The sequence below is a fragment of the Lachnoclostridium sp. Marseille-P6806 genome, assembly GCF_900625025.1.
Taxonomy (GTDB): domain Bacteria; phylum Bacillota; class Clostridia; order Lachnospirales; family Lachnospiraceae; genus CAG-791.
The window spans coordinates 265,534-289,026 of record NZ_LR130575.1 but is presented as its reverse complement, the minus strand read 5'-3'; the positions used below and the strand labels follow the sequence as shown (position 1 = coordinate 289,026).

General features: G+C 57.4%; 21 protein-coding genes and 1 tRNA gene. All 22 read right to left on the bottom strand.

Annotated features, from left to right (window positions below; genetic code table 11):
* Positions 1-4: 4 nt before the first annotated feature.
* The 22 genes from E0E20_RS03595 to E0E20_RS03490 all read right to left on the bottom strand — a co-directional run bounded on the left by E0E20_RS03595 (position 5) and on the right by E0E20_RS03490 (position 23,474).
* Positions 5-280 (bottom strand): ACT domain-containing protein, encoded by a 276-nt coding sequence (locus E0E20_RS03595; protein ID WP_130836777.1) that lies wholly within the window; start codon positions 278-280, stop codon positions 5-7.
* Positions 281-334: 54 nt separating this feature from the next.
* Positions 335-1,132, bottom strand: a complete 798-nt coding sequence (locus E0E20_RS03590; RefSeq protein WP_130836775.1) for an MBL fold metallo-hydrolase — start codon at positions 1,130-1,132, stop codon at positions 335-337.
* A gap of 8 nt (positions 1,133-1,140) precedes the next feature.
* Complete coding sequence (gene coaE, locus E0E20_RS03585; RefSeq protein ID WP_242622638.1) at positions 1,141-1,818, bottom strand: dephospho-CoA kinase; 678 nt, start codon at positions 1,816-1,818, stop codon at positions 1,141-1,143.
* Positions 1,815-4,544 carry a DNA polymerase I gene (gene polA / locus E0E20_RS03580; protein ID WP_130836773.1) on the bottom strand — a complete coding sequence of 910 codons (2,730 nt, stop codon included), beginning with the start codon at positions 4,542-4,544 and terminating at the stop codon, positions 1,815-1,817. Before polA ends, coaE begins: the two co-directional genes overlap by 4 nt.
* Positions 4,545-4,602: 58 nt before the next feature.
* The gene (locus E0E20_RS03575) at positions 4,603-4,947 is read right to left on the bottom strand and encodes a zf-HC2 domain-containing protein (protein ID WP_165443966.1); all 345 of its coding nucleotides are present in this window, start codon (positions 4,945-4,947) and stop codon (positions 4,603-4,605) included.
* Positions 4,948-5,042: 95 nt separating this feature from the next.
* Positions 5,043-6,248 carry a hypothetical protein gene (locus tag E0E20_RS03570; protein ID WP_130836769.1) on the bottom strand — a complete coding sequence of 402 codons (1,206 nt, stop codon included), beginning with the start codon at positions 6,246-6,248 and terminating at the stop codon, positions 5,043-5,045.
* A 120-nt stretch (positions 6,249-6,368) separates the two neighbouring features.
* A tRNA-Leu gene (locus tag E0E20_RS03565) sits at positions 6,369-6,451 on the bottom strand.
* An 87-nt stretch (positions 6,452-6,538) separates the two neighbouring features.
* Positions 6,539-7,810 (bottom strand): diaminopimelate decarboxylase family protein, encoded by a 1,272-nt coding sequence (locus E0E20_RS03560; protein WP_130836767.1) that lies wholly within the window; start codon positions 7,808-7,810, stop codon positions 6,539-6,541.
* 30 nt (positions 7,811-7,840) lie between these two features.
* A complete protein-coding gene (gene ung / locus E0E20_RS03555; RefSeq protein WP_130836765.1) occupies positions 7,841-8,536 on the bottom strand; it encodes a uracil-DNA glycosylase in 696 nt (231 codons plus the stop codon).
* Between the two features lie 40 nt (positions 8,537-8,576).
* Complete coding sequence (locus tag E0E20_RS03550) at positions 8,577-10,037, bottom strand: aminoacyl-histidine dipeptidase (RefSeq protein WP_130836763.1); 1,461 nt, start codon at positions 10,035-10,037, stop codon at positions 8,577-8,579.
* A gap of 89 nt (positions 10,038-10,126) precedes the next feature.
* On the bottom strand, positions 10,127-10,939 hold the full coding sequence (gene hisF / locus E0E20_RS03545) for an imidazole glycerol phosphate synthase subunit HisF (RefSeq protein WP_130836761.1): 813 nt from the start codon (positions 10,937-10,939) through the stop codon (positions 10,127-10,129).
* Position 10,940: 1 nt separating this feature from the next.
* The gene (gene hisH, locus E0E20_RS03540) at positions 10,941-11,570 is read right to left on the bottom strand and encodes an imidazole glycerol phosphate synthase subunit HisH (RefSeq protein WP_130836758.1); all 630 of its coding nucleotides are present in this window, start codon (positions 11,568-11,570) and stop codon (positions 10,941-10,943) included.
* Positions 11,571-11,720: 150 nt separating this feature from the next.
* Positions 11,721-13,319, bottom strand: a complete 1,599-nt coding sequence (locus E0E20_RS03535; RefSeq protein ID WP_130836756.1) for a sensor histidine kinase — start codon at positions 13,317-13,319, stop codon at positions 11,721-11,723.
* 13 nt (positions 13,320-13,332) lie between these two features.
* On the bottom strand, positions 13,333-14,022 hold the full coding sequence (locus E0E20_RS03530) for a response regulator transcription factor (protein WP_130836754.1): 690 nt from the start codon (positions 14,020-14,022) through the stop codon (positions 13,333-13,335).
* A gap of 21 nt (positions 14,023-14,043) precedes the next feature.
* The gene (locus E0E20_RS03525; protein WP_130836951.1) at positions 14,044-16,128 is read right to left on the bottom strand and encodes a glycogen debranching protein; all 2,085 of its coding nucleotides are present in this window, start codon (positions 16,126-16,128) and stop codon (positions 14,044-14,046) included.
* Positions 16,129-16,410: 282 nt separating this feature from the next.
* A complete protein-coding gene (locus E0E20_RS03520) occupies positions 16,411-17,826 on the bottom strand; it encodes an oxaloacetate decarboxylase subunit alpha (protein WP_130836752.1) in 1,416 nt (471 codons plus the stop codon).
* Between the two features lie 58 nt (positions 17,827-17,884).
* On the bottom strand, positions 17,885-19,036 hold the full coding sequence (locus E0E20_RS03515; protein ID WP_130836750.1) for a sodium ion-translocating decarboxylase subunit beta: 1,152 nt from the start codon (positions 19,034-19,036) through the stop codon (positions 17,885-17,887).
* A 54-nt stretch (positions 19,037-19,090) separates the two neighbouring features.
* The gene (locus tag E0E20_RS03510) at positions 19,091-19,480 is read right to left on the bottom strand and encodes an acetyl-CoA carboxylase biotin carboxyl carrier protein subunit (RefSeq protein ID WP_130836748.1); all 390 of its coding nucleotides are present in this window, start codon (positions 19,478-19,480) and stop codon (positions 19,091-19,093) included.
* A 102-nt stretch (positions 19,481-19,582) separates the two neighbouring features.
* Positions 19,583-20,335 carry an OadG family protein gene (locus E0E20_RS03505; RefSeq protein WP_165443965.1) on the bottom strand — a complete coding sequence of 251 codons (753 nt, stop codon included), beginning with the start codon at positions 20,333-20,335 and terminating at the stop codon, positions 19,583-19,585.
* Between the two features lie 38 nt (positions 20,336-20,373).
* Positions 20,374-21,792 carry a carboxyl transferase domain-containing protein gene (locus E0E20_RS03500; protein WP_130836744.1) on the bottom strand — a complete coding sequence of 473 codons (1,419 nt, stop codon included), beginning with the start codon at positions 21,790-21,792 and terminating at the stop codon, positions 20,374-20,376.
* Between the two features lie 235 nt (positions 21,793-22,027).
* The gene (scpB, locus tag E0E20_RS03495; RefSeq protein WP_130836742.1) at positions 22,028-22,609 is read right to left on the bottom strand and encodes an SMC-Scp complex subunit ScpB; all 582 of its coding nucleotides are present in this window, start codon (positions 22,607-22,609) and stop codon (positions 22,028-22,030) included.
* 40 nt (positions 22,610-22,649) lie between these two features.
* Positions 22,650-23,474 (bottom strand): segregation and condensation protein A, encoded by an 825-nt coding sequence (locus E0E20_RS03490; RefSeq protein WP_130836740.1) that lies wholly within the window; start codon positions 23,472-23,474, stop codon positions 22,650-22,652.
* Positions 23,475-23,493 lie beyond the last annotated feature (19 nt).

The window sequence follows — 23,493 nt, the reverse complement described above, 5'->3', positions numbered from 1 at the left end:
CCGCTCAGATCCTGTGCATCTCGTCAAAAATTTCTTCCTTCTGGCAGCGGATCTGCACACCGATCCTCTCTATCCCCAGCGCCGCGAGCCGATCCTGCAGCTCGCCAAAGCTGATATTGAGCCCTGCGATATCGACCACCATCATCATGTTGAAATATCCTCCGACAATGGTCTGTGAGATATCCAGAATGTTCACATTCCTTTCCGCAAGATACGTGCATACCGCCGCGATAATGCCGACCGTATCCTTTCCCACTACCGTGATGACAGCTTTCTGCATGCTTTCCTCCGCTCTCCGGGCAGCTCCTGCGCCGGCTCAGTATATAAATCAGTATCAGAACTCGATGACGTCCGACGGCTCGCTGCGCTTTGCCACGGTGATCGGCAGATCCTCCGGGCGGTAGCCCGAATCCCCCATCATGATTTCCACCCGGACCGTCTCATAGGCGAGCTCGGGAAGGTTGTTCTCGTGGCTCAGATGTCCGAGGCAGATTCCTTTCATATGGTCATTCAGAACACGCCCGATCACCTGCCCGGAATTGGTATTGGACAGGTGCCCGCGCGTTCCGAGAATGCGCTGCTTGAGATGGTACGGATAGGGTCCCACCTGAAGCATGTTCACATCGTGATTTGCCTCCACCAGAAGAACATCGGAATCCCTGAGACAGTCGATCGTATACTCATCATAGCAGCCCAGATCCGTGCAGACGCAGGCTTTTTTCCTCCCGCAGCAGAAGCGGTAGCCGACCGGGTCCGCCGCATCGTGAGAAATATGCATCGGCTCCACCGTGATGTCGCCCACGAGCAGCTTCTCGTCCGGCCGCACCGCAACAAAGCGGGACGGATCAATGGAGGAGCAGGCCGGCATCGCCAGAATGGCGGCAATAGTTTTTGCCGTCGCATAGATCGGCATTTCCGTCCTTTTGGCGATCACCGGAAGCCCCGCGATATGATCGAAATGCTCGTGGGTAATAAAAATGCCGCTGATATCTCCGGGCGCGAGCTCCAGCGTTTTCAGCGCATCCAGCGTCCTCTTGCAGCTGATGCCGACATCCACAAGAAAGTGTGTGGCATCCGAATCCAGCATCACGCAGTTGCCGCTGCTTCCGCTGGCAATGGGAACAAATCTCATGTAAGGTTTCAGCCTTTCTCAGCTCTTTTTCTGCCTGTCTCTCTGAGGATGTCGACGCGGCCGGCGGCCTGACGCCGCGCTTCTTCGTAAGAGCCGCCGTTGTCGACGACAAAATCCGCGTTCTCACGAAATTCACGCTCAGAGAGCTGCGAGGCGATCATCGCGTCGATCCGTTCGTCGCTGTACCCGCGGCTCTGCCTGAGACGGTGCCTGCGCAACTCCTCCGGACAGTAAATATACCACATTTCATCCACAATTTTAAGAAAACCGGTCTCGATCAAAAGCGCCGCCTCCAGAAAGAAGAACTCGCTGCGCCCTTCCGCCCGTTCCTCCTCGATGCTCTCCATAATCCTCCGGATCACCGCAGGATGGATCAGCGCGTCGATCCTGCCGCGAAGCTCCGGGCTGCGATACATCCGGCCCGCTGCCTCGCGCCGGTCAAACGGCTTTCCGTGTCCCTCGGGAAAGAGCGGCCCGTCTCCGGACTTTTCCGCCGCCTCCAGGAGACGGCACATGGCTTCATAGCACGCGCCTCCCGGCGCCGTAAGCTCCTCCGCCGCCTCATCCGCCCTCAGAATGCGGCAGGAGCAGTATTCCGAGAGAAAATCCAGTACCGCCGACTTTCCGCAGCCGACGCCTCCGGTAATTCCGATCACATACAAGAGCGTCACCCTCTCTCCGCTCACTTTGCCTCGTACCAGTCCCGCCCGGTATGAATATCCGTCTCCAGCGCAACGGGCAGCTCCGCCGCGCCCTGCATTTCCTCCGCGAGGATTCTGCGGACCTGCTCCTCCTCCCCCGAAGCCGTCTCGACAAGAAGCTCGTCATGAATCTGGAGAATCAGGCTCGAGGCCAGCTTCTCTCTGTGGATTCGTTCCCATACGCGGATCATGGCGATCTTCATGATATCCGCCGCCGTCCCCTGTATCGGCGCGTTCATGGCGACCCTCTCCCCGAACTGCCTCGTCATGAAGTTTGAGCTCGAGAGCTCCGGAACCGGGCGCCTGCGGCCGTACAGCGTCTTGGAAAAGCCGTCTGCCCTCGCCTCTGCCACCGCGCGGTCCAGATACTCCCGAATGCCCGGATAGGTTTCAAAGTACGACGCAATATAGCGCTGCGCCTCCTCGCGGGAAATCGAGAGATCCTGTGAAAGGCCAAAGGAGCTGATGCCGTAGACGATGCCGAAATTGACCGCCTTGGCGTTTCTCCTCTGCAGCGGCGTCACCTCCTCAAAGGGCACATGAAATACCTTTGAGGCCGTAATCGCATGAATGTCCCGGTTTTGCCGGTACGCTTCAATCAGCCCGCGATCGCCCGACATACTGGCAAGAATGCGCAGCTCGATCTGTGAATAATCGCTGTCGGTGAAAATATATCCGTCCCGGGGAACAAAGGCGCGCCGAATCAGCCGTCCCATCTCCGTGCGCATCGGAATGTTCTGCAGGTTCGGGTCGTTTGAGCTGATCCGTCCGGTCGCCGTGATCGTCTGATTAAAGCTTGTATGAATCCGGAGGTCCTCTCCCACAAATGCCGCAAGGCCGTCGGCGTAGGTGGATTTCAGCTTGGTAACCGCACGATAGTCAAGAATATCCTGAATCACCGGATAGTCCGGCGCGAGCTTTGTGAGGATGTCCGCCGCCGTGGACCAGCCGGTTCTGGTTCTTTTTCCTCCGGGGATCCCCATTTTTTCAAAAAGGATTTCTCCGAGCTGCTTCGGAGAGGCGATATTGAATGTCTCTCCCGTCGCCTCGTATATTTTTTTCTCGAGCCGTTCTGCCTGCTCCCCCAGCTCGGCACTGTACTGCCGGAGCGCCTCCGGAAGAATGCGGATCCCCAGACGCTGCATGTCATAGAGAATAAACGACAGCGGAAGCTCGATCTCCTCGTAGAGCCGGAGCATATTCTCCTTGGCAAGACGCCGGCGGATCTTCGGCGCCGCCTGCCGCAGATGCTCCGCCGCGGACGCCGCGTAGCGGATCAGCTTTTCCCTCTCCTCATCACCCTCCGACATGATCTCTGCGGCGCTCTTTTTGCCGAAGAGCTGCACCCATGCCATAGGCGTCGCCCCGAGATATTCGCCGGCGCAGTCCTCCACCGTATAATCATTTTTGAGCGGATTGCAGAGATAGCAGCCGAGCAGCCCGTCAAAGCAGCCCGCAAGGCGGATTCCGCCCTCGTCAAATTCCTGCGGCTGTATATCGAGATAAGGATATAGGCTTTTAATATCAAACAGAGCGAGCATGGCTCCGGGGAGCTCTGCCGCAAGACGCCGGAGGACTCCCAGCTTGCGGGTCAGATATTCCTGCCCCGCGGAAATTTCCGCCGCGTCAAAATAATAGAGGCGAAAGCCGATGGAGAGCGCCGTGCCGTAAAGGCCGGCCTCCCTGTCAAAAAGCGGATAGATCCCGACGACAGCAGGCTCCTCCCCGGTCCCTTTCTGCATGAAATTTCTGACGACAGCAAACACATCCTCCGCGGCGTAATACTCTCCGATCCGGATGAGCTCGGGCCGGCCGTCTTCCTCCGGCGCGGTGGCAGCGTCATCAAAACGGCCGAGAAAATTGCGGAAGCCCAGCTCCGAGAACAGAGCGAACGCCTCCTTGGTATAAAAATCCTTTTTCCGCAGCGCTTCAAAATCCGACGGAACATCGCAGTCCGTGCGGATCCTCGCAAGCTCGCGCGAGAGCTCCGCTTTTTCGCGCCCTGCTTCCAGCTTGTCGTGCAGTCCCTTTTTGGTAATCTCCTCCAGATGCTCGTAGACACCCGCCACGGTCCCGTAGGAGGCAAGGAGCTGCTGCGCCGTTTTCTCGCCCACGCCGGGAACGCCGGGAATATTGTCGGAGCTGTCCCCCATAAGGCCTTTCAGCTCGATGACCTGCGCCGGGGTGATGGAATACTGCTCCTCCACCTCTTTTGCGTGATAATTGAGGATGGTCGTCTGACCGCGAAGCGTCTTGGGAATCCTCACCATGATGCTTTCGTCCGCAACCTGCAGAAGATCGCGGTCCCCCGAAACCAGCGAGACCTCGATCCCTTTCTCCCTTGCCCGCACCGCATAGCTGCCGAGAATGTCGTCCGCCTCAAGCCCCGCCCGGCTGAACATGGCGATTCCCATGGCGCCGAGCACCTCCTGAAGAAGCGGAACCTGACTGCGCAGCTCCTCCGGCATCGCCTTGCGCGTCCTCTTGTAGGCACTGTACATCGCATGGCGGAACGTGGGCGCGTGCGTATCGAAAGCCACCAGAAGATAGTCCGGCTCCTCCTCATCGAGGATCCGGAACATAATATTCAGAAAGCCGTATACCGCTCCGGTATGCACGCCCTTTGCGCTGGTCAGATCCGGCATACCGTAAAAGGCCCGGTTGATGATGCTGTGTCCGTCAAGAAGAACCAGTTTTTCCTTTTCCGCCATGTTTCCTCCGCTTTTCTTCCGCAAAATCCGATTGCCAAAACCGCATGAAAATGATCCGTCAGAAGAAAAACACCATCAGTGCCGCGGATATTCCTACCGCCACAATTGTCAGTATCTCCATGGAATATGCACAGAAGCCGAGCTTCTTCCTGCGCAGGATGCGCTCCCTTGCCGCAGTGATCGTCTCCGCAAGCTCGCGATTCAAATGAAAAGTCTCACCAGTCTCCAGCTTCGGGAGCCCGGCATACACAAGATACTGTATGCTGAGCTCTTCCCGGCAGCTCCTGCAGCTGTCGAAATGAGAGAGAAAATCCTCCGCCGCCGCATCGTTCAGACGATCCTCCAGAAAAGCAGGGATCAGCTCTTCAAAGCGTTTGCAGACAATCTCCCGCCTTTTTTTCATAAACAAGCCTCGCATCTTGTCATCATATTATCCCCGCCGGCAGACCTGCTTTCTGCCGGGCTGTCCTGCAGTCCGCAGCACGGCAAAAGCAGCCGTTACGGTTTCCGCGGCCGGATTACCGTCCATTCCGGTTCCTCTTTGGAATATACGATTTCCTCGGTCAGACCAAGATCTGCTATTCTCTCTTTAATGATGGCATCGAGGTCCTCCTTTGCCTCAATGTGCAGGCCGAAGTTCACGTATGCCACCAGAAAATCCCCAAGTGCGCCAATCGCATCGTTCCCTTTATAATCCTCAAAGCGATAATACTGATTTCTCCGATATTCATCTATTTTTCTGTCATAATCCGGATCATCGTAATCCGGATACTCCGCGCCGAAATTATATCGAAATTTATTATATGTCCGGTCAGTGTCAGATGCGTACAAAGTCGCATCCTGCACAGCCTCTCTTCCCGGAAAATCGGAGGGAAGATCATTGTAGCTAAGCCTTGGATACGCGAGAGACATGGTCTCCTCCTCATAGTAAATACTGGTTTCTTTTCCGTTCGGGTCAATGGTCATGTAATGATTGACGAATGTGGCTGCGCCGCCCGCTCCGCTGCAATTCACAACGCCGTATTTGTTAATCGAGGCAAACGAACGATAATAGCCGATAAATTCGTCGTCCAGCTCAGGCCTGCCATCGTCCGTAACCCGATATATCTGATAAACCGTGCAATCCTCTATATCTGCTTTACCGCCGGTAACACGAAGAGCAAGTTCTTTTACCCCATCGTTCATGCAGTCTACATACGCAAATGCAACCGATGAAACAGTGTCTCCATAATAGTATTCCATTTTGGCTTCTGTTATGGCCGTCATTTCATCAAAGGAATACTCTTTGCCGAATACAGCCTTATACTCATCGTAGGGAAGATCCTTTAATCGTTCGATTTTGTTTAACGCTTTTACTTCGTTATTCATAAATGCCCGAAAAACAGCCTCACGATCAAGGCTTTCCGGTTCCGCATCTGCCGAGCTGTCCTCTGTCCTCTCCCTGTCCTCTTCACCCGCTGTTTCCGCCGTGCCGGATATTTTCTGCGCTTCTGCAGCATCCGGTTCCATTCCCGCAGCGGTTTGCCCCGCTTTACCGGCATCCGGTTCTGTTTCCACCGCAGCCGTTTGCTCCGCTGCGGTCCATCCCGTCTTTCCGGCATCCGCCTGCGGATTCGCTTTTTTGCCGCAGCCTGCAATTGAGGCGGCAAAAATCGCAATCGCTGTCAGCGCCGTTGCCATATTCTTAGCAGAATGATTTTTCATGTTGATACCCTTTGCCGCGTTCTTTGTGTCCCCTCGGAATGTGCACGTACACTCTTTCCGGTTTATCACACAAAACGGCGGTTTCCGCCATTGTACCGAAAAACCGCCGTTTATGCCTCATGCAGGAAATGGGACTTGAACCCACACTTCATCGCTGAAAACGGATTTTGAGTCCGTCGCGTCTGCCATTCCGCCATTCCTGCAAAACCGCCTCTGTAAGTCTGTATCTTATCATCTGCGGCAGCTCCGGTCAACCGGCGGAACTCCGCCGGAGCCGGAAGACTTCTCCTTCAGACAAGCCTCTCATAGTAGAGCGTACTGTCGAGAGTCGCAAAATAGTCCCGCAGAGTCTGCGCCCGGCGTATCTGCTGCACTGTGCCGTCCTCCTTGAGAAGAAGCTCCGCACACCACCGCTTGCCGTTATAATTGTAGCCCATGGAAAAGCCGTGCGCGCCGGCATCATGAATGAAGAGAAAATCCCCCATGGCAATTTCAGGGAGCTCGCGATCCACCGCAAATTTGTCATTGTTCTCGCAGAGCGACCCTACGATATCATAGCGGTGATCGGGGAACTCTTCCTCTTTCCCCAGCACCGTGATGTGATGGTAGGCCCCGTACATCGCCGGCCGCATCAGATTGGCGGCGCAGGCATCCACCCCGATATATTCCTTGTAGATATGCTTCTCGTTGATCGCCTTTGTCACCAGCGCGCCGTAGGGCCCCGTCACAAAGCGCCCCATCTCGGTGTAAATCACCACATCGCCCATCCCCGCCGGGACAAGAATCTCCTCAAAGCGTCTGCGCACGCCCTCGCCGATCGCACGGATATCGTTGGGCGCCTGTTCCGGCGTATACGGAATCCCGACACCTCCGCTCAGATTGATGAACGTAATACGCGCCCCAGTCTCGCTCTGCAGCTCCGTCGCGAGCGCAAAGAGCTGTCCCGCAAGCTCCGGATAATATTCATTCGTTACCGTATTGGACGCAAGAAAAGCATGAATGCCGAAGCTGCGCACGCCCTTTTCCTTAAGCCGGCGGAATGCCTCCGACATCTGTGCCCTCGTCATGCCGTACTTGGAATCCCCAGGATTGTCCATGATGCCGTTGCTCATCCGGAACACGCCGCCGGGATTGTAGCGGCAGCACATGGTTTCCGGAAATTTGCCGCCAAGCGCGTGCTCCACATGCTCAATCATGGTGATGTCATCCAGATTGATGATCGCTCCCAGCTCTGCGGCTATGGCAAACTCGTTCTCCGGCGTATCGTTCGAGGAGTACATGATATGCGCGCCGTCCGCTCCGACCGCGCGGGACAGCAGAAGCTCCGCATCCGAGGAGCAGTCAAAGCCGAAATCATACTCCCGCATGATCTGCATGAGACAGGGATTCGGCGTCGCCTTGACGGCAAAAAACTCGCGGAATCCCGGATTCCACGCAAATGCCTCGCGGATCGCCTCACAGTTTCTGCGCAGCCCCGCTTCGTCATACAGATAAAAGGGAGTAGGATACTGCGCCGCAATCTCTTCTGCCTGCCGGCTGGTTATAAATGGCTTTTTCTGCATACTACCTCCGAAAAATATGATTCTTTGCCGTCAGCTCTCCGCCGCGCCGTACACATCCGGGATCTGCCAGTCGATCGGCTTTTCCCCGTGCTCCTCCAGAAACGCGTTGCAGCGGGAAAAGTGCCGGCAGCCGAAAAATCCCCGATAGCTCGACAGAGGGCTCGGATGAGGCGCTTTCAGAACGAGGTGCTTCGGGTTGTCCAGCATCAGCGACTTCTGCTGCGCCGGAGTCCCCCACAGAAGAAACACGATCGGTCTGTCCTCGGCGTTGACCGTGCGGATGATCGCGTCCGTAAATTCCTCCCAGCCGTGTCCCTTGTGGGAAAACGCCTGATGTGCGCGCACCGTCAGCACTGTGTTGAGCAAAAGAACCCCCTGCTTCGCCCACGGCGTGAGATCCCCGTTGTCCGGCATCCTGCAGCCGAGATCGTCATGCAGCTCCCGGAAAATGTTGACGAGCGACGGCGGCAGCTCCCGGAGCTCGGGCTTCACGGAAAAGCTGAGTCCCATCGCCTGATGGGCGTTGTGATACGGATCCTGCCCGAGAATAACGACCCGCACCGACTTGAGCGGCGTCAGATGGATCGCGTTGAAGATTTCCTCCGACGGAGGATAGATCACTCTCTCCGAGTATTCCTTTTTTACGAAAAAATACAAATCCCTGTAATACGGCTTCTTGAATTCCGCGCCGAGCGCGGGCAGCCAGTCATTGCTGATGGCAGACATACTGCGGCCTCCTGTAAAGATGCCCGCCCGGACGAATCCCTCAGCGGGACTCGCGGAGCAGCGAAAGCACAAACTGATATACCCGATCCGCCGACCGGAGACTGAAATGCTCATTCGGCGTATGAATATCTTTCATATCCGGACCGATGGAAACCGCATCCAGCCCGGGCAGCTTTCCGGAGAGCAGTCCGCATTCCAGTCCGCCGTGAATGACGGCGATGCGGGGCTTTTTCCCGGTCTGCTCTTCATACAGCCTTGCCATGATGTCACGGAACGGCGACTGTGCCTGATATTCCCACGCAGGATAGCAGCCCGAAAGCTCGGCGCTCCCGCCCAGTGCCTCAGCGAGACTCACGACCCGGTCCGCCATCATGTCTTTCTGACTGTTCACCGAGCTGCGCACAAGGAATACGGCGCGGACTGCGTTCTCCTCCGTTTTCAGGATTCCCAGATTCAGGGATGTCTGGGGGAGCCCCGCGAACGCCGGGCTGAATTCCTGCACCCCGTAGGGAAAAACGGCAAGGAAGCAGAGCACCGCGCGGGCGCTCTTCCTTTTCATCACGCGCCGGGCCGTCTCTTCTCCCCATTCTCCGGCAAGCGAGATCCCTGCGTCCGTAAACTGATATTCATTCCGGAGAAGCTCCGCAAAGCCGTCGAGCCATGCTGTGACGGCCGCTCTGTCCGTTCCGCACGGGAAGAGAAGCTCCGCCTCCGCCTCCCGGGTGATCGCATTGTCTTTGGAGCCCCCGTCCATGCGGATCAGACGGAACGAAAACTCTTTGCCGAGCACGCAGAGCACCCGTCCTAGAATCTGGTTCGCATTTGCTCTTCCGAGTCCGATGCATTCCCCCGAATGGCCGCCGCGAAGTCCGCTCACGCGGATCATAAACGGCAGACCTTTCTTTTCCTTTCTTTCGACGGGAAAGGTGATATGCGGCTGCACGCCGCCGGCGCAGCCTGCAGTGAACACGCCCTCCTCCTCCGAATCGAGGTTCAGCAGCTTTCTCCCGTGGATCGCGGCGCAGTCGAGCGCCTCCGCGCCGTCCATACCGACCTCCTCGTCGACCGTGAAAATACAGTCAAGTCCCGGATGGGGCAGCGTTTTGTCCTCCAGAATTGCGAGCATCATGGCGACTGCGATTCCGTCGTCGCCGCCAAGCGTCGTGCCGTCCGCCCGGAGCGTGTCTCCATCCTCGTCCAGAACAAGAACGATGGGCTCCGTTTCCATATCCAGAACGACGTCCGCATTTTTCTCGCATACCATGTCCATATGGCCCTGCAGGACAATGCGCTCCGCCTCCTCATAGCCGGGCGAGGCATCCGCAAAAATCACCACGTTGTTGACCTCGTCCTGAAAATAGCGCAGCTCGTGCTCCTTTGCGAAGCGGACCAGATAATCGCTGATCGCCTTTGTGTTGCGGGAGCCGTGCGGAATCGCCGCAATCTCTTCAAAATAGCGGAGCACCGCCCGCGGCTCCTTACCTGCCAGCTTATACTGCATATCGCTTATTCCTCCTGATTTCCATTCTCATGAGTGAACTTATATTCTGAATCACCGGATTTCAATCGTCTGACTTCAATGAACGAGCATTATGTCCTGACCGGCACGCCCTGCCCGCGAAGATAGCGTTTGAGCGCGGGGATCTCGAGCTCCTTATAGTGAAACAGCGACGCGGCAAGCGCCGCGTCGGCGCCGCCCTCCGTGAGCGCCTCCAAAAAATGCTTCTCGCAGCCCGCGCCGCCGGAGGCCACAACCGGCACGCCGACGCGGTCCGCAACCGCTCTGGTCAGCGGAAGATCATAGCCCGACTTTGTTCCGTCGCAGTCCATGCTGGTGAGCAGGATCTCCCCCGCTCCCAGCGCACAGGCCTCCTTTGCCCATTCGAGCGCGTCCAGCCCGGTATCGATTCTCCCTCCGTTCCGGTATACGGTCCAGCCGTCCTCCGGCGTCCAGACATCCTCTCCCCTGCCGGAAATCAGCGTTCCATCGGGATGACTCGTCCGCCGCCGCGCGTCGATCGCCGCGACAATGCACTGACTGCCGAAGCGCTCCGCTCCCTCCCGGATCAGCTCCGGCCGCCGGAGCGCCGCGGAATTGACTGCAATCTTGTCCGCACCCTCGCGGAGAATCGCCCGCATATCCTCCGTGCTTCGGATCCCTCCGCCGACGGTAAAAGGAATAAAAACCCGCTCCGCCACGCGGCGCACCATATCCGCCACCGTCTCCCGCGCGTCGCTGGTCGCCGTAATATCCAGAAACACCAGCTCATCCGCGCCGGCGGCCGCATAGGCCTCGCCGCATTCCACCGGATCTCCCGCGTCGCGCAGCCGTATGAAATTCACCCCCTTTACCACGCGGCCGTCCTTGACGTCGAGGCAGGGAATGATACGTTTTGTAAGCATGTTATCCGATCTCCAGAAAATTTTTCAGTATCTGCCGTCCCGCTTCTGCGCTCTTCTCCGGATGGAACTGGCAGGCGAAGACATTGCCCTGTTCCACCGCCGCGGCAACCGTAATTCCGTATTCCACCGTGGCGGCAATGACCGACCGGTCCTCCGGCACGACATGATAGGAATGGACAAAATAGACGTACGAATGCTCCGGGACGCCGCACAGCAGCCGCCCCGCCGGATCGCCTCCCGCTTCCTTTTCCGGGTAGCTGAGATCATTCCAGCCGATCTGCGGTATTTTGAGCTTTCCGGTCTCCGGAAGCCTCCGGCAGCGTCCCGCGAGGATGCCGAGTCCCCGAACGCCGGGACTCTCCTCGCTCTCTTCAAACAGAAGCTGCTGCCCCAGACAGATCCCAAGGAGCGGCCTGCCGGAGTCCGCCGCCTCGCAAAGAAGCGTATCGAGTCCAAAGGATCGGAGCCTTTCCATCGCCTCGCCAAAGGCCCCCACGCCGGGGAGGATAAGCCGCTCCGCCGCACGAATCGCCGCCGGATCGCGGGTAAGCGCCGCGTCCTGTCCCAGCGCATGCAGCGCGTTCAGAACACTTCTTGTGTTCCCGGCGTCATAATCAATCACTGCGATCATAATAATCCTCCATGCCGAAGCGCCCCAGCCAGCAAGGCACGCGCCGCAAAATTCGCGCAGACAGTTTTGCGGCTGCGATCAGAGGCTATTTGGGCTTCGGCACAAATAGCCGTGTGATTTTCATACGGTTCTTCCGACTCGATTACTGTATCACAAAGCCGCATCCTCTTCCACCGCTCTGGCATCCAGCGTCAGGTAAAATTCCACCCCGTTATCGTAGTTTCTCACCCCGTAATCCTGTCCCAGAAGCTCCATGGCCGCCCGGACGATCGACAGGCCGAGCCCGGATCCGCCGTAGGCTCTGGTGCGCGCCCGGTCGACCTTATAAAACTTTTCCCAGATATGAGGCAGGCTTTCCTCCGGAATCGGCAGCCCGCTGTTGAATACGCTCACTCGCACCCGGCCGGCATCCTCCTTGCAGGGAACGATCCGGATATCGATATATTTCTCTCCGTCCGCCGACTCCACATAATGGCAGGCATTGCTGAAATAATTGGTGAATGCCTCCTCCACAAGAAAAGGATCGGACCAGACGTCGATGCGCTCCCCCCGCTGTGCAAACCGGACCGTCACATCCCGGCAGCCCGCAAGGAGCTCCGCCGAGGACAGGTAGCGCCCGATCAGCTCCGCCACATCAAAGCGCTCCATCCGGACGGCCTCCGCTCCGGATTCCAGATGATCCAGCGCAAGGAGTCTCTGCACCATGACGTTCATCTTTTTGGCTTCATCCATGATCACGCCCGCATAGCTGCTCCGGCTCTCCGCGTCCTCGCTCACGCCCTCAATCAGCCCCTCGGCATAGCCCTGAATCAGAGCCAGCGGCGTTTTCAGCTCATGCGTCACATTCGACAGAAATTCACGCCGCGCCGCGTCAAGCTCTTCTCTGCGCCGGATATCCTTGCGAAGCTGGCTGTTGGCCGTCTTCAGTTCTGAAATCGTGCGCTCGAGCGTCTCGGAAAGCTCGTTGATATTGGCGCCAAGCTCCGCCACCTCCGTCCGGTCCCTCCCGGTATACTTCGCGCCGAAATCCAGCCGCTTCATGCGCTCAGAAATCGCGGTGAGCTCCCGGATCGGCCGCGTCACCCTTTCTCCCAGATACAGAGCGAGCAGAATACCCAGCAGCGTCGACGGAATCGCAACATAGACGAAGAAGCGGTTTGCGATCGCCGCACTGTTTTCGATGCTCTCCAGCGCTGTCCGCAGGAGAAAGAAGTCGCCGCTGTCCAGCGTTCCCCAGAGCTCGAGAAAGCGGGTATTCGTCGCGCTGTCAAGAACCACCTGCATGGTGCCGTTTCCCGCTGCATAAAGCACGGAAATCAGATAGGCGGACGGTATGTACGACGCCGACGCGGACTCCGAACGGCGCAGCCTCCCCTCCTCCAGAGCCGCCGCATCCTCGCTCGAGATGCTCTCGTTTTCCCCCAGAAGATTGTCGTAGAGACGCCGCGTCATAAGAGCCGTGTCCACGGAGAACGATTTGATCGTCCGGGAATCCGGATCCATCACAATGACGCTCACGCCGTCGCGCCCCACGGCTTTCATCAGCTCCACGTCAAAATCGTCCGAGCTGATATCCCCGCTGCTTGCCGCGGTGTTGATGCTGCGGAACGTCTTTTCCAGCGCCCGTTCCTTTTCACGCAGGTAATACCCCGGCAGAAAGACCGTATTGAGGACAATGCACAGAAGCACCGTCAGCATCATCAGCCCGAACAGAAAAAGAATAAACTGCACGCGGATCGAATACCGCATTTCTCCGGGCTTCCTACGGCTGCGGCTTCGGCGCGGTGAAGCGGTATCCCATTCCCCAGATCGTCTGAATAAGCTCACCCTTTTCTCCCATCTTGCTGCGCAGCTTTTTGACATGCGTGTCGACGGTCCGCGGATCCCCGAAATAGTCATAGTTCCAGACATTATTGAGGATCTGCTCCCGGCTGAGCGCAATGCCGCTGTTCTCCATAAAATATGTGAGAAGCTCGAATTCCTTGAGGCTCAGCTCGACCGGGCGGCCGTCTATCGCCACGGTATGCGCGTTCTGGTCGACCACGATTCCCGCCGTCTCAAGGCGCCCGTTCCCGGCCTCTCCGTTTCCGGTCCGCCGCAGCAGCGCCTCGGCGCGGGCGACGAGCGTCCGTGGGCTGAACGGCTTGGTCACGTACTCGTCGATCCCCAGCTCAAAGCCCCGCAGCTCATCGCTCTCATCCGATTTCGCTGTCAGCATGATAATCGGAACCGACGAGTTTTTCCGTATCTCCCGCGCAGTATCCCAGCCGTCCAGCCGCGGCATCATGACATCGAGAATTACCAGCCCGATATCCCGGTGACGGTCCAGCCGCTCCAGCGCCTCCAGACCGTCTCCCGCCTCCAGCACCGCATATCCGCTGCGTCTGAAAAAATCACGAACCAGCGTGCGCATGCGCTCCTCATCGTCCACCACAAGAATCTTTTTTTCCATAAGAGCCGCAACCTCCGAAAGCTACCATCCCTGATAGAGTGAAAACACCAGCACGCTGCGGGGCTCTGCCAGCGCCGTCACTCTCCCCTCAAAGGAGAGAGGCCGCGCAAAAAAACGGGCGCCGTCGTCACCCCCCGTATTGACCTCCATCTGCCAGTGATATCCTCCGGGCAGCGCCGGAAGAATCACCTCGCACGGCTCCCAGTAGCTGTTGATCACAAGAAATACTCCATCGTCCGGCGCATCCTCGTGCTGCCGCCCCGAAAACAGCACACAGAGGGTACTCGTATTCTCATCTACGTAGGGATGCTCCGCGTCGATCCCGCAAGTCATGACCGGCGGGAGGCCGCAGGCTGCCTCCAGAAGCGTCCTTGAAATGCAGGGATGCTTTTTGCGGAATGCGATCATGTTGCGATAAAATTCAAAATATGTCCGGTTTTCGTCTTTCTGCCGCCAGTTAAGCCAGCTGATCTCGTTGTCCTGACAGTAGGAATTGTTGTTGCCGAACTGTGTATTGCAGAACTCATCGCCGGCAAGGATCATCGGCGTTCCCCGGCTGCACATGAGCACCGTGATCGCATTGCACATCATCTTCCGGCGGAGCGCATTGACAGCGGGATCGTCGGTTTCTCCCTCTGCGCCGCAGTTCCAGCTCCGGTTGTCGTTCGCGCCGTCAGTATTGCCCCAGCCGTTGGCCTCGTTGTGCTTTTCATTATAGGAATAGAGGTCCCGCAGCGTAAAGCCGTCATGGCAGGTCAGAAAATTGACGGAGGAGGTATAGCCCTCATAGACGCCGTGATAGAGATCGGGCGAGCCGATGATGCGGTCGGCCGTCTCTCTCGCGTTCCAGTAATTTCCCTTGAGATAGTCTCTCAGGCAGTCGCGGTACGAGCCGTTCCACTCCGCCCAGCGCTTGTAGGCGGGAAACTTTCCGACCTGATAGAGCCCGCCCGCGTCCCATGCCTCCGCGATGAGCTTTGTTTTCCCCAGAATGGAATCGTCCGCCAGATTCTCAAGGAGGGGCGGATTTTCCATCGGCGAGCCATCGCGGTTTCTTCCCATGATGCTCGCCAGATCAAAGCGGAAGCCGTCGATGCGGTACTCCGTGACCCAGTAGCGGAGACATTCCATGATGTATTTCTGAATCAGGGGATGATTGCAGTTGAATGTATTGCCGCAGCCGCTGAAATTGTAGTAACGACCGTCTCGATCCAGCATATAGCTGATGTTGTTGCCGAAGCCCTTGAAATTGATGATCGGCCCCTGTTCGTTGCCCTCCGCCGTGTGGTTGAACACGACATCCATGATCACCTCTATCCCATTCTCATGGAGAATGCGGACCATGTTCTTGAGCTCCAGCCCCTCATAATTGTATTCATGGGAGGCGGCATAAGAGGTGTTGGGAGCGAAGAAAGAAACCGTATTGTAGCCCCAGTATTCGAGGAGCTTGCGGCCGCCGTACTCCCGGGAATTCATCGTCTCGTCAAATTCCATGATGGGCATCAGCTCCACGGCGGTGACGCCCAGCTCGCGAAGATGCGGTATCTTTTCGATGAGCCCGGCAAAGGTTCCGGGGTACTGCACACCCGAACTCGGATCAACGGTAAAGCCCCTCACATGCAGTTCGTAGATCACGGAATCCTGCATGGAGATCAGTGGAAAGCGAGAGGCTTTCCAGTCGTAGGTATTGTTGACGACCCGCCCCCGGTAGTCTCCGGGCCCGTTCCGGCGCTTGCCCCACGCGCTCTGTCCGACCACTGCCATGGCATAGGGATCCAAAAGATTGTTCCGCTTATCGAACAGCAGACCCTCCGCCGGATTCCACGGCCCGTCCAGACGGTAGCAGTATTCGATCTCCTCGATATCAATCCCGAACACCATCATCGCATAGGTATAGCCGATCCGAAAATGCACCGGAAAAGGAATCACAGCGAAAGGCTCCGCCGCTTTCCGATGAAACAGGCAGAGCTCCGCCGCGGCTGCACCGTTTGAATGCATGGTAAAATTAGCGCCTCCCGGGATAGGCATGGCCCCGCTGATATCGTAAAGTCCCGGCCGCACCCAGTAGTCCCCTATCTTCTCCGTGGGCGCAAATTCCTGCTGCATGATCTCTTTGATCTTATGTTCGCACGCACCGGGCCGCTCCCCCGTCCATTCGCCAGGCTCCGACGCACCGATTATTTTTTTCAGATCCGAAGGGAATAAGATGTTCTTTCCCTGAGCCTCTTTTTCCGGCTTTTCTTCTTCCATCAGCCGTTTTACCGCATTCAGTCGTTTCATAAATATCCTGTTTCGTATCTTGCCGTTATCGCAGCGGAACCGCAAAGCTCCCCAGCCGCGCGACGCGCAGTTGGGGAGTCCGAAAAAGTCCTTGTTAAGGGCGTATCCTTATGCAGGATATGCGCCGTTCTTTGTGTCCGCCTTGGTGACGTCCACCTTCTCCTGCTGTGCCTGCCGGTACTTGAAGAACTCAACCGCAACCTGAGGGAACAGCGCATAGCTGAGGGTATCTTCCGGCTGCTGTTTCCACTGCTCCACCGCTTTTTCAAATTCAGGCAGCATCGGAGGAATCAGATCCGCCGGACGGCAGGTGATGACCTCTCCGTCGCCGATGATCTTCTTCTGCACCTCTGCGTTGAACGGCTTCACGGTCTGGCCGTATCTGCCGCTCAGCAGATCCTTGGTCTGGCCGGTCGCCATCTTGTAGCGCTCGCCCATGAGCACATTCATGACGGCCTGCGTTCCGACGATCTGCGAGGACGGCGTAACCAGCGGCGGCTCGCCGAAGTCCTTGCGGACCTGCGGAATTTCTTTCAGAACATCCTCGTACTTGTCCTCGGCGTTCTGCTCCTTGAGCTGGCTCACCATGTTGGAGAGCATGCCGCCGGGAACCTGATACTGCAGGGTCTTGATATTGACGCCGAGCACCTTGGGATTCAGCAGGCCGTCGGCAAGGCATTTCTCTCTGTACGGGCGGAAGTAGTCTCCGATCTCGCAGAGCAGATCCAGATCAAGGCCGGAATCATAGGGCGTGCCCTGAAACGTCTTGACCATGACCTCTGTGGCCGGCTGGGAGGTTCCCAGAGCCATCGGGCTGATGGCACAGTCGATGATATCACAGCCCGCCTCGACCGCTTTGAGCTGCGTCATGGATGCGACACCGGAGGTGTAGTGAGTGTGCAGATCGATCGGAAGTCCGGTTGCCGCTTTCATCGCGCGCACCAGCTTGTCCGCCTCGTAGGGGACAAGAAGTCCCGCCATATCCTTAAGGCAGATGGAATCAGCGCCCATCTCCTCAATCTGCTTCGCAATATTGACCCAATACTCCTCGGTGTAAGCATCGCCGAGCGTGTAGGACAGAGCGATCTGCGCATGCCCGCCCTCTTTTTTCGTCGCTTTGACCGCCGTCTCAAGATTGCGGAGATCGTTCAGGCAGTCAAAGATACGGATGATGTCGATGCCGTTCGCGATGGATTTCTGAACAAAATACTCGACGACATCGTCGCTGTAATGACTGTATCCGAGAATATTCTGGCCGCGGAACAGCATCTGCAGCTTTGAATTCGGCAGGCCTTTCCGGAGCGTCCGCAGTCTCTCCCACGGATCCTCTTTCAGGAAGCGCAGGCAGGCGTCAAAGGTCGCACCGCCCCAGCACTCGATGGCATGGTAGCCCACGCGGTCCATCTTATCGAGAATGGGAGTCATTTCCTCGATCGGCATTCTGGTTGCAATCAGAGACTGGTGCGCATCGCGCAGCACGGTCTCCACAATTTTTACGGGTCTTTTCACCTGTTCTTCAGACATATTTTCCTCCATGCCTCTGCGGCAGCGCCGCAGGCACTATTTCATTGTGATTCCGGGATCAGAAGATTCCGTATACCGCCATGAATGTTCCGGCGACGACCGCCGTGCCGATAACGCCGGCGACGTTCGGGCCCATAGCATGCATCAGCAGGAAATTGGTCGGATCATATTCCGCCGCCACTTTCTGCGACACACGGGCCGCCATGGGAACGGCGGAGACTCCGGCCGAGCCGATGAGCGGGTTGATCTTCCCCCGGGTGATGACGCACAGGAGCTTGCCCAGCATGACACCGGCGAACGTTCCGAATGCAAAGGCGGACAGCCCGAGCACAACGATCTTGATGGTCGCGATATTCAGGAAAGCCTCCGCGCTCGTCTTCGCACCGACCGATGTGCCCAGCAGAATGACGACAATGTACATCAGCGCATTGGAGGCCGTGTCCGTAAGCTGACGGACGACGCCGGACTCGCGGAACAGATTTCCCAGCATCAGCATACCGACGAGCGGCGCCGTGGTGGGAAGAATAAAGCAGACCACAATCGTGACGATGATCGGGAACATGATCTTCTCCAGCTTGGAAACCGGACGAAGCTGTCCCATCTTGATTCGCTTCTCTTTCGAGGTGGTAAAGGCCTTCATGATCGGGGGCTGAATGATCGGCACCAGAGACATATAGGAATATGCCGCCACAGCGATCGGTCCCAGCAGATCCGTCTGCCCCAGCTTGGAAGCAAGGAAGATGGATGTGGGGCCGTCCGCACCGCCGATGATGGAAATTGCCGCCGCCGCTTTTCCGTTAAAGCCAAGAGCAATGGCTCCGAAGTAAGCGACAAAGATGCCGAACTGCGCCGCCGCACCCATGAGAAACGAGATCGGGTTCGCGATCAGCGGACCGAAGTCCGTCATCGCGCCGACGCCCATGAAGATCAGGGACGGCAGAATCGCCCATTCATCCAGCAGGTAGAAATAATACAGCAGACCGCCGGTTCCGTTCGGAGACTCCTCGATCGACATGATGATGTCGGGGTAAATATTCACGAGAAGCATGCCGAATGCAATCGGTACGAGGAGAAGAGGCTCAAAGTCTCTGGCAATCGCCAGATACAGGAAGATCAGAGCCACGGCAATCATGATGTAATTGCCCCAGTACAGATTGTTGAACGCGGTCTGTTTCAATAAGTTTTCAAGAACATTCGCAATATATGCCATAACTTATTCAAGACCTCCAGAAAAGTTTTCGCTTCGTAATATCAGAGCCGCTTTTTAGTTCAGGGTCGCCAGAACCGTGCCCGCTTCCACCGCATCGCCGACCGTGCAGTCGATGCTCGCAACCGTGCCGTCCTGCGGCGCGACCATGGGGATCTCCATCTTCATCGCCTCGACGATGACGACCGGATCGCCCTTTTTGACAGCCGTTCCGACCGGCGCCTCGATCTTGAATACCTTGCCTGCCGCACCCGCTTCAATCTTGATGCCGCCCTGTGCTCCTGCCGCCGCCGGGGCCGCTGCCGCAGGAGCAGGAGCCGCCTTGGGGGCCTGCGCCGCAGGAGCCGCCGCTCTCTTCACCGGAACTGCGGGAGCTGCTCCCGCTGCATTCTCTTCAACAGTTACATCATAAGCGGTGCCGTTTACGGTGATGGTATAGTTTTTCATTTTTAATTCCTCCACTGAGTATTTGGGATGGCCGCCGCCGGCAGATCCTGTCTGCCTCCGCGGCGCAGGCCCCGCGTCCTGCGCTGGCCTGAAATAATTGTCTTATGCTCTTCTGCCTGCGCGGCGGATCGAACGCACCACAAAGCCGTCCGTTCCGGTCCTGCTGTCAGCAGCAATCGCCGCTGCGATGACGGCGACGAGCTCCCCGTCGTCCGTGAGCTCTTCGGCCGGAGCCGCCGTGACCGCTGTCGCACCGGATGCCGATGCCGCAGGAGCCGCCGCCTTTGCGGCCGGCGCATTTTTCTTCTCCTCTGCACGCTTTCCGAAAGCTGCAATCGGAGGGAATGCAAACTTGATGACCAGAGCGATCAGGATAAGGACAAAGAACGCCATGCCCATGCCGAGCACCGTATTCAGCGCCGCATGCTCCATCTTCTCGCTGAACGTCTCGTCCGCAGATACGGAAATCGAGGTATACTGCCCGCTCTCATCCGCCGAAATCGTAACGGTGGCCGTGCGGTTGTTTTCCCCGAGAATCCCGATATTGATAACCAGACTGTCGGCGCTGATCGTCGCGCTTGCCGCATCCGAAAGCCCCTGATACGATTTCAGCGTCTCCATCGCCGTCTCCCATGAATCAAAGGCTCCGGAAAAGACGCCGCCGTCCTCGTACTGTGCGGTCTGCCCTGATTTCTCAAGCTCTGCAATCTGCTGGACGAGCTGCTGCCCGTACTGAACCGCCTGCTCCTCTGTCAGAGCATCGTACATTCCGGCTGCCCGGACGTTCGCAGAAAGCACCATAAAGCTCAGGACACAGGCGATAACAGCCGTCAGAATAGAAAACCGTTTTTTCATATAACTGTGTCTCCTTAATGTATTTGATTGCGGACCGGTCATACCGTGCCGTGCTTCTTCTCGACCACGGTCTGCTTCGTATACAGCATTTCGATCGCGCCGATCAGATATTTGCGGAGATCAGCCGGCTCGACGATCTCGTCCACATAGCCGCGGGCCGCCGCGCTCTCGATGCTGTTCTGCAGCGCATCGAATTTCTTCGCGGTCTCCGCGATCTCCTCCGCGCTCTTTCCGTCCGCGATGATCTGCGCCGCGAGCTTCGCGTCCATGATACCGATTTTTGCATCCGGAAGCGCAATCGTGAGGTCCGCACCCAGAGCCTTGGAGTTCATGACGTTGACGGCGCTTCCCACCGCGCTTCCCAGAATCACGTTAACCTTGGCGACATCGGCATCGGCGAAAGCAAACGCCAGCTTCGCCGCCGCGTCGGCTATCTTCGTCTCCGCTCTCTCGCAGGCCTTGAAGCCCTGCACATTTGTAAAGGAAACAACCGGAATATTGAACGCGTCGCAGAAGCTCACGAAGCGCTCCGCCTTGTAGCAGCCGCCGGGCGTAAGCACCGCCTCGTAGGTCTCCGCCTCTTTCCCGTTCTCATCAAAGGACGCGCTGCGGTTCGCCACCACGCCGACCGTCGTTCCGTTCAGGCGGATAAAGCCGATCGCCATCTCGGGGGCGAACGCTTTCTTCACCTCGAAGAACACGCCGTCGTCCGCGACGTCCGCAACAGCGACCGAGGGGTCCTTTCTGCCCGCCGCGACATTCTCGCTGGCGCGGTTCAGATCATCCTCACAGTCGTTAAAGGCAATCTCATCGTTGTTCGAGGGCAGGAAAGAAACCAGCTCGCGGATGGCCGCGATCACTTCCTCCTCGGTGCCGGTGACATCGACGCTGCCGCACGCCGCCTTGGCTTTCGCGCTCGCCGTGTCATTCTTTGACTCCACGTTCCCCGCAAGCGTATTCGGCGCGTTGACGAACAGCTTCGCATCGTCCGCCATGAAGCTGAAATCCGTCAGGGCCGGGAACAGGGACAGGCCGCCGCCGCAGCTTCCGAACACCGCGGTGATCTGAGGAATCACGCCCGAGGCCGCCGCCTGCTTTGCATAAATACTTCCGATGGCATTCAGCGCATCCGTGGATTCCTGGAGACGGATCCCCGCGGAATCGATCAGGCCGATGACCGGAGCTCCGGTGCGCATCGCCAGATCATACAGATTCGCAATCTTCTTTGCATGCATCTCGCCGACGGAGCCGCCGAGAACGGAGGCATCCTGACCGTAGACGTAGACGAGGCTCCCGTCGATCACGCCGTAGCCCGTAATCACGCCGTCGGAGGGCGCCTGCTCCGGTTTCTGATTGAAATCCGTCGTACGGGCCGTAACGCGCGCGCCGATTTCAACGAAACTGTTTTCATCGAGCAAAGAAGTGATTCTTATGCCCGCTTTGGAAGAACTGCTCATATTTTAGACCTCCATCTCTGAAATGTAATAAATGGATAAACGGAATCCGAGTTGAGTTCCCGTAATCGCGCTATTTGAGAGTATAGCATAGAAATGTCAAAAGGAATAGTAAAAGCGACAAAATTTTAACCGTTCCTGAACACCGCAAAACGCTGTATTTATCACGTTTTCCGGATTTTGGGGCAGGACGTTTCCCCGGCGTTTTCTCCGCCGTCCGACGCGCTTTCTCCCCGCATCAGACACCGACAGGTCCCGACAGCTTTGCATCGATTTCCTGCTCCGCCTCCTCCTTGAGCTCCTCGATCTGTTCCTTTTTCGGAGCCGGGAGCTCCTCCACGGACTTCACGCCGAAAGACCGCAAAAACTGCTCGGTAGTTCCGAAGAGAATCGGCCGCCCCGGCGCGTCTTTTCGTCCGAGCTCCTGAATGAGATCATAGGAGAGCAGCTTGTCCACGGCAAAATCCGAGTTGACACCCCGGATGGCTTCGATCTCCGTCTTGGTGACCGGCTGCTTGTAGGCGATGATGGAGAGCGTCTCGAGCATCGTATCCGTGAGCTTCGGGCGCGACGGCGCCTGCGCGATGCGGATCAGATAATCATACAGCTCCGTGCGGGTCGCAAGCTGGACCGATTCCTCCAGCTCCACGAGGCGAAGCCCCGAATCCGGCCTGTCATACTTGTCGGACAGCCCGGCAAGCACCCGCGAGAGATCCTCTCCCGAAATCTCCAGCGCTCTGGCAAGCGCTGACCGCTCCACCGAATCCCCCATGGCAAACAGGATCGCCTCCGCCGCCGCCATCGCCGTATGTAAATCCATTCCGAACACCTCCGTCTCTCTCCTGCCTTTACTCCGCGGCTTACCGCGGGGTATCTGACTCCGGCTCCGTAAAATTCGCCTCGCCCGTGAACTCCCCGATATTCAGCGCCCGCAGAGCCTCCGCATCCGGAACGCGGATCATGATCGGGCCGAACGTCCCCTCCTGCGAGATCACAATGACGCCGGTCTTCATCATCTCGAGGACCACAAGAAAGGCGACAATGATCTCCTCCTTTGACCGCCCCTGTTCCAGCAGAGAGCGGAAATCCGTGCTCCGATGCTCGTAGAGAAAATTCTTGATATACAGAACTTTCTCCCCCATGTTGATCTCTTCCTTTTCAATGGTGCCGAATGTGGAACGCACCGGATCCACCCTGTCGCTTGCGCGGTGCAGCGCCTCGTCGAACAAACGCTGCAGGCCGAGCAGCGTGTGCTCCCCGATCAGCCGCTCATAGTCGATCGGCGGGACATATTCCTGCACCTCTTTCGGGAGACTGCGCTTCCGGTAATACTGAAACGAGGCGCCCTCCTCCCGCTCGCGCAGGGCGCAGGATATCGCCTTGCAGAGCTTATATTCAAGGAGCTTTTCGACGAGCTCATCCCGCGGATCCAGCTCGTTCCCCTCCTCGTCCTTTTCTTTCGGAAGAAGCATCCGGCACTTGATGTCGAGGAGCGTCGCCGCCATGACCATGAATTCACTCGTGATATTCATGTCCGTCTCTTCCATCCCGGACACATAAGCCAAATACTGATCCGTAATCAGGACGATCGGAATATCGTAGATATCAATTTTATTGATGTCGATCAGATGCAGAAGAAGATCCAGCGGACCCTCGAATTGCTCGAGCTTTACAGGAATCGCCATATTCCCTTTCCTCAGTGCG